This window comes from Thiocystis minor, from assembly GCF_016653465.1.
GTDB classification, from domain to species: domain Bacteria; phylum Pseudomonadota; class Gammaproteobacteria; order Chromatiales; family Chromatiaceae; genus Chromatium; species Chromatium minus.
This window is the reverse complement of record NZ_NHSQ01000178.1, coordinates 1-4,974: the sequence shown is the minus strand read 5'-3', so window position 1 is coordinate 4,974 and position 4,974 is coordinate 1. Positions and strand designations below refer to the sequence as shown.

At 65.6% G+C, this 4,974-nt stretch carries 7 protein-coding genes; all 7 read left to right on the top strand.

Going from position 1 to position 4,974, the window contains the following annotated elements:
- The first annotated feature begins 119 nt into the window (after positions 1–119).
- Positions 120–800 (top strand): hypothetical protein, encoded by a 681-nt coding sequence (locus tag CCR95_RS22965; RefSeq protein WP_201098829.1) that lies wholly within the window; start codon positions 120–122, stop codon positions 798–800.
- A 72-nt stretch (positions 801–872) separates the two neighbouring features.
- Positions 873–1,709, top strand: a complete 837-nt coding sequence (locus CCR95_RS22960) for a PilZ domain-containing protein (protein ID WP_201098827.1) — start codon at positions 873–875, stop codon at positions 1,707–1,709.
- A complete protein-coding gene (locus CCR95_RS22955; protein ID WP_201098825.1) occupies positions 1,706–2,692 on the top strand; it encodes a PilZ domain-containing protein in 987 nt (328 codons plus the stop codon). The genes CCR95_RS22960 and CCR95_RS22955 overlap by 4 nt, the downstream gene beginning before the upstream one ends.
- A gap of 363 nt (positions 2,693–3,055) precedes the next feature.
- Positions 3,056–3,412: a hypothetical protein gene (locus CCR95_RS22950; RefSeq protein WP_201098823.1), complete on the top strand. Its 357-nt coding sequence runs from the start codon at positions 3,056–3,058 to the stop codon at positions 3,410–3,412.
- A 207-nt stretch (positions 3,413–3,619) separates the two neighbouring features.
- Positions 3,620–4,126 (top strand): DNA-binding protein, encoded by a 507-nt coding sequence (locus tag CCR95_RS22945; protein ID WP_201098821.1) that lies wholly within the window; start codon positions 3,620–3,622, stop codon positions 4,124–4,126.
- A 111-nt stretch (positions 4,127–4,237) separates the two neighbouring features.
- Positions 4,238–4,552 carry a hypothetical protein gene (locus CCR95_RS22940; RefSeq protein WP_201098819.1) on the top strand — a complete coding sequence of 105 codons (315 nt, stop codon included), beginning with the start codon at positions 4,238–4,240 and terminating at the stop codon, positions 4,550–4,552.
- Between the two features lie 51 nt (positions 4,553–4,603).
- Positions 4,604–4,974 (top strand): recombination-associated protein RdgC (gene rdgC, locus CCR95_RS22935; protein WP_201098818.1); only part of this gene is annotated, 371 nt, incomplete at its 3' end.

The following is a 4,974-nucleotide window of genomic DNA, read 5'->3' as shown; positions in this document are numbered from 1 at the left end:
CTGGATGCCCCGCCCCGGCAAGCGCCCGCCCAGTGTCGCTGGTGGTGGGCGCCCACCAAGCGCCCCCGCGCCTCGCTGGCGAAGCGCGACGGCATGACCGCCTTCGAGTTGGCCGACGCATGAGTGCGCATCGCCACACCCGCCGCGCCGCCTTTGACGCCGCCTGCGCGCTCGCGGCGCTCGGTCAGTCGATCCATCGGCGCGCGCTGATCGACCGCTTGCCGCCGCGCAGCGATCCGCTCGCCATCCAGAACGGTCTCCACGAGTGGCTGGACGCCAATGCGCCTCGCGGACCGGGCGGATCGGCTCCTGCCGGAGACGGTGCCTGGGTTCCGTCTGGCGCCTCGGCGCTCGCCTTGGCCAACACCGACGAACGGCTCCAGGATGCCAACGCCCGGATTTTCATCCTCCAACTCCAAGTCCAGCGGTTGAAACAGTGCCTGGCGCAGGCGCACGCGCCCCACGCGGGCGAGGCGAGCGAGCCGCCGTTGCCGGGGATGGCCGAATTGCGGGACGCGTTGCGGGAGTCGCGTCAGCGCGAAATCGCGCTCATCGCCGGACTGGACGCGGTGTCGGAGGGACTGGAGCGGTCACGGGACGTGCCGTGGGACTCTCCGCCGTGTCAGGCGCTGTCCCCGAGGAACCATGGCCGCACCGAAACCGCGCCCGACACCCTGGCGGAGTCCGCGCCAGAGCGACGCGGGCGCGACGGACCGTTCGGCGATCCGGTGTTGAGAGATCGCGCGGTTCGGAGTGCGGAGCATGGCACCCCGCAGACCAGCGTCGGCGGCCACGGATAGCGCCAGCACCCTGCCCAGCGAACCATGGTTTGCGTGTTCACGATCGTCATCACGAAAGCCCCGAGCGCCAAGATGGCTGAAGCCCTGGTCGGTATCTCGCGCCCACAGAGGTTTTCGCCCCCCGTTGCCAACGAGGTCACGCCCATCGCGATGCCCCATCAACCCACGTCCTTCCCGAATCGTCGCACCCAACCGCGCCGGTCGATTCGACTCCTGACCAAAATCGTGTTTCCGGACGGCGAGAGGCCGCCCTTGAGCGGGTTCACGCACGATCTGTCCTGGGGCGGCGCGTGCCTCCTCGTTTCCGACGTCCTGCCACCAGCGGTGGCGGACTTCCAGCTGATGATGTCGTGGACACCGGAGCAGCCCATTCTGGCCAATGCCTGTCTGCTGCGCAGCCGTGTGCGGGAGGACGGACGGACGCAGATCGCCGTGCGGTTCTCGCAGCTCACGCTCGCACACCACGCGCGACTGGTGTCGCTGCTGGAGCAGTCGCGCCACGAGGGCGAGGCGGTCCTTCCGCTCGCACCGGCGTTAGAGATCGTCGTCAACGAACCGGCGCAGATGCACCGCCTGCTGGCGGAGATTGCGACGGGACGCCTAACGCTGACCGTGTTTCACGCCTACGAGATCGACCAAAGCATCCGTTTTTCGCTCACCCGGATGCGGGATCGCGACGGCGAGGGCTTGCGGGCGCGGATCGTCGACGTCCAGCCCTTTCAGATCAATGACTTCGATTGGATCACGGTCTACCGCATCACCCTGCGCTTCGAGCATCCGCTCGCGTCGCTCAAACAGTCTGTCGAGCGACAGCTCGATCAGGCGCTCGCCGCCTCTCCCCACGACACGCCACTGTTTGCGGTGGCGTTCGCGCCGGTCGCTGACGCGATCGCGGGGACATCCTGTTGAGCACCCGCTCCCGCCTGTCCGGGCGCGCCGGGGTTAAGGAACGCGAGCGCCGCGCCCATGTCCGCTGCGCGATCCAGACCCCGGTTCGGATCGTCCTCCCCGACCGGGAATCCCCTGTGCTGGCGGTCGGTCGCGACCTTTCCTGGGGCGGGATGTGTCTGAGCGTTCCGACCGCGTTCCCCGCGTTGGATCGCTTCCAACTGATCCTGCCGTGGGTCCACGGTCGCACCCTGACGGCGACGAGCCAATGTGTGCGGGTTCAGGCGACGGACGCCGGGCATTCGGAGGTGGCGGCGCGCTTCGTGAGCCTGTCGCTGCGCGATCACGCGCGCCTGGAACGCCTGTTGACGCTGCTGGGACGCGGCGAGTCAGACGAGACGCCGCCGCTGGCGCGGCACCTCCACGTCGTTGTTCCCGACCTGGCGGCGCTGGATCAGGCGCTCCAGGAGATTGCCATGGGCTATTACACGCTCCATTCGGCAGAGGCCAGCGCGCTGCAACAAGGGGTGCGTTTTTCGCTCGTGTCCCCCGATTTGCCTGACATTCACCTGCGGGCGCGGGTGATCGATGTCCGCGCGCCGACCCGAAGCGTCCCGAGCAAGGCATCCGCGAACGTGTTCTACACCCTGATCTTGAGCTTCGAGCATCCGCAACCGCTGCTGCGCCGCTTCGTTGACACGCAGCTGGAAAAGCTGTTGTGCGCGCAGTTGACGGGAACCGCGGACCGGCGTCGGAACGTCGCCCCGAGGTTTCCGCACGTCGTCAACCCGGTGGACAGACACCGCGCAGAAAAGGGCTGGCTGGAGCGCGAATTTCCCGATCTCCTCGACCGGATCGCGGTCTGTTGGGGCGATTCCGTGGCCTTTGGACGCTTGTTTCGGGAACTGATCCTGGGCGATGTCGGTCGACCGGGCGGCTGGTCGGAAGCGGTGTGGGATGACTTGACGCTGTTGCAGGCGATCCATGCCCGCGTCTTTACTTGATGTCTGTGGTTCGGGACGCTGATCCAAGCGGCGCACGTCGCCGTGGGACAAGGCTTTGGCGATCCGTTCGTGCATGGGAATTCTCTCCGGCGGATCGCCCGCGAGGGGGTGTGTCGACCTTAAACGCCTCTCCATTGCGCGTCTGTCGCGTACTTAATATATCGCTTTACGTATTGAATGAAATGCTATTATTCGTCGTCATCGGGCTTCCTGTTTCAGCGAAGCGAGCCATGTCAGTCCATGCTGACGCTGGCCTGACCGGCTCATCAGGCTCAGGCCGCCTGTCGGGGCGATGCCTCGCTGGTTGTCGCGAGACACGGCCATGCCCCTCAAAGGGGGGGTGGTTCAACCAGAGGATTTTCGATGAAAAAGCATCCGCTTGAATGGATTGTGTTGGAAATGGCGAACCAGAACGACCGGATTGACGTGTCGAACGTGGCGTCACGGCTGTCTGGCGTGACGGTCTTTCACGGGAGAGACGCAAGCAAGGGGACGAAGGCGTATCGGGTGGTGGCCGCAGACGTGCTTGGTTGCATGGCATCCGCTGGACGACTTGAACAGCACGGCGAATGGGGTGGCAAACCTGAAGACGGCGGGCCGTTCTTTTCTGTACCGAATTCCAAGCGAACGCCCGGCGACACGGGTCGCGCTGGCACAATGTCGAAGAACGGCGCGACCGTCTCTGCGGGTCTCCATCGCATGCCGCCAGTGAGTCCCTAGGAAGCTGTTTGGAAACCCTCGCGTTCAGCCAGTCTGTCTGCGGAGGGCGGGGATTTTCCGGATGAATCGGAATTTTGGTCGATCCTGTCTGCTGATCATCGGCTGACGGCAGAAGATCCAAACAGCGTCTAAGAGGCATTCGAGAATGCGTTTCCATCGAGTTCCCACCTCACGGCATCGCCTCGCTCGCGCGGCCGTCCGCACCGCATGAGCGCCCGAGGCGAAACCCGTCGTCTCGCCCATGCGGCGGCCTGTGAGATTGCGGCCAAGGGCCAGCGTCCCAGCATTGCGGCGATCCGCGAACACCTGGGTGGGCGTGGCGGTCAGCAGGCCATCATCGACGGTCTCAACGACTGGATCGCCGATGCCGCCCGGCGCTTCGAGATCCCCGGCATCCCCGAGTCGCTGCGGGGGCTGGTGGTCGACTTCTGGGATCGCGCCACGACGGAGGCGGCGACGCGCTGGCAGGACGAACGCCAACAGTGGGAGGGACGTTTGGCGGAGTGCCAGGCGCACACCCAGCACCTCGACGCGCAATGGCAGGCCAGCCTCGCGCGGATCGTCGATCTGACGGCCCGTCTGGCACGCGAGCAGGCGCAGGTCGCCGATCTGCGGGGCTTGCTCGGGGAGCGCGACGAACAGATGCGTCGCCTGACCAATCTGTTGGAGCGCGAACAGGCCGCGCGCGACGCGGAGCGTTCGCGAGGTTCGTGAGCTGCGTCGGGTGCCGCTGGGGTCAGAAGCGTATAATAAGAGACGTTTTACGTTAAATGCTTGTTGTGTGCTATTCTCGGGCGCCAATGGATCAATAGAGGCATCAGACACATGGACTTTTTCGGTTGGATCGCCATCCTCTGGATTGCCATCTTGTCTTGGTGGAATCAGCAGCGCCCGCCGTTGCGCGAGTGCATCGCCGCACCCAACGCCACGTCATCGCCAAGCGACGTGTGCCATTTCCTGATCAACCTCGACACCCTCGCGCAAGCGGGCTTTCACCGCGTTCAGCGTCCGCGTCCGGCTCGTCACCGTGGCACGTTTTGGGACGATGACGATGGCTTCGAGTACAACTCGGCGACCGGCTTCTTGATGTTTGGCGACGCCGATGCGGCGGGCAATCCAGATGGCCTGTTCGGCGACTAACGGCGCGCGCGTCGAACTCATCCCTCCTAACGCCACCTAGAGGATCTGCCCTTGTTCAAAAACGCCCGTCTTTTCCGCTTGGAAACCCCCGGCGACCTCACGGCTAGCGCCCTGGAAGCGGCCCTCGCCGAGCGCCGGTTTCGTCCTTGCGGACCGCTCGAAACCGCCACCCTGGGCTGGGCCTCGACCTTGGGCGAGGAAACCGCCGCGCTGGTCCATGGCGTCGGCGACTGCCTGCTGCTCTGCGCCCGCCAGCAACAGCGCCTGCTCCCGTCCGCCGCCATTGCCGAGGCGCTCGACGAACGGATCGAGGAACTGGAACATGGCGAAAACCGCGACGTGGGCCGCGCCGAGCGGAAGCGTCTGCGCGAGCAACTCGTCACCGACTTGCTGCCGCGCGCCCTGACCTGCTCGCGGCGCAT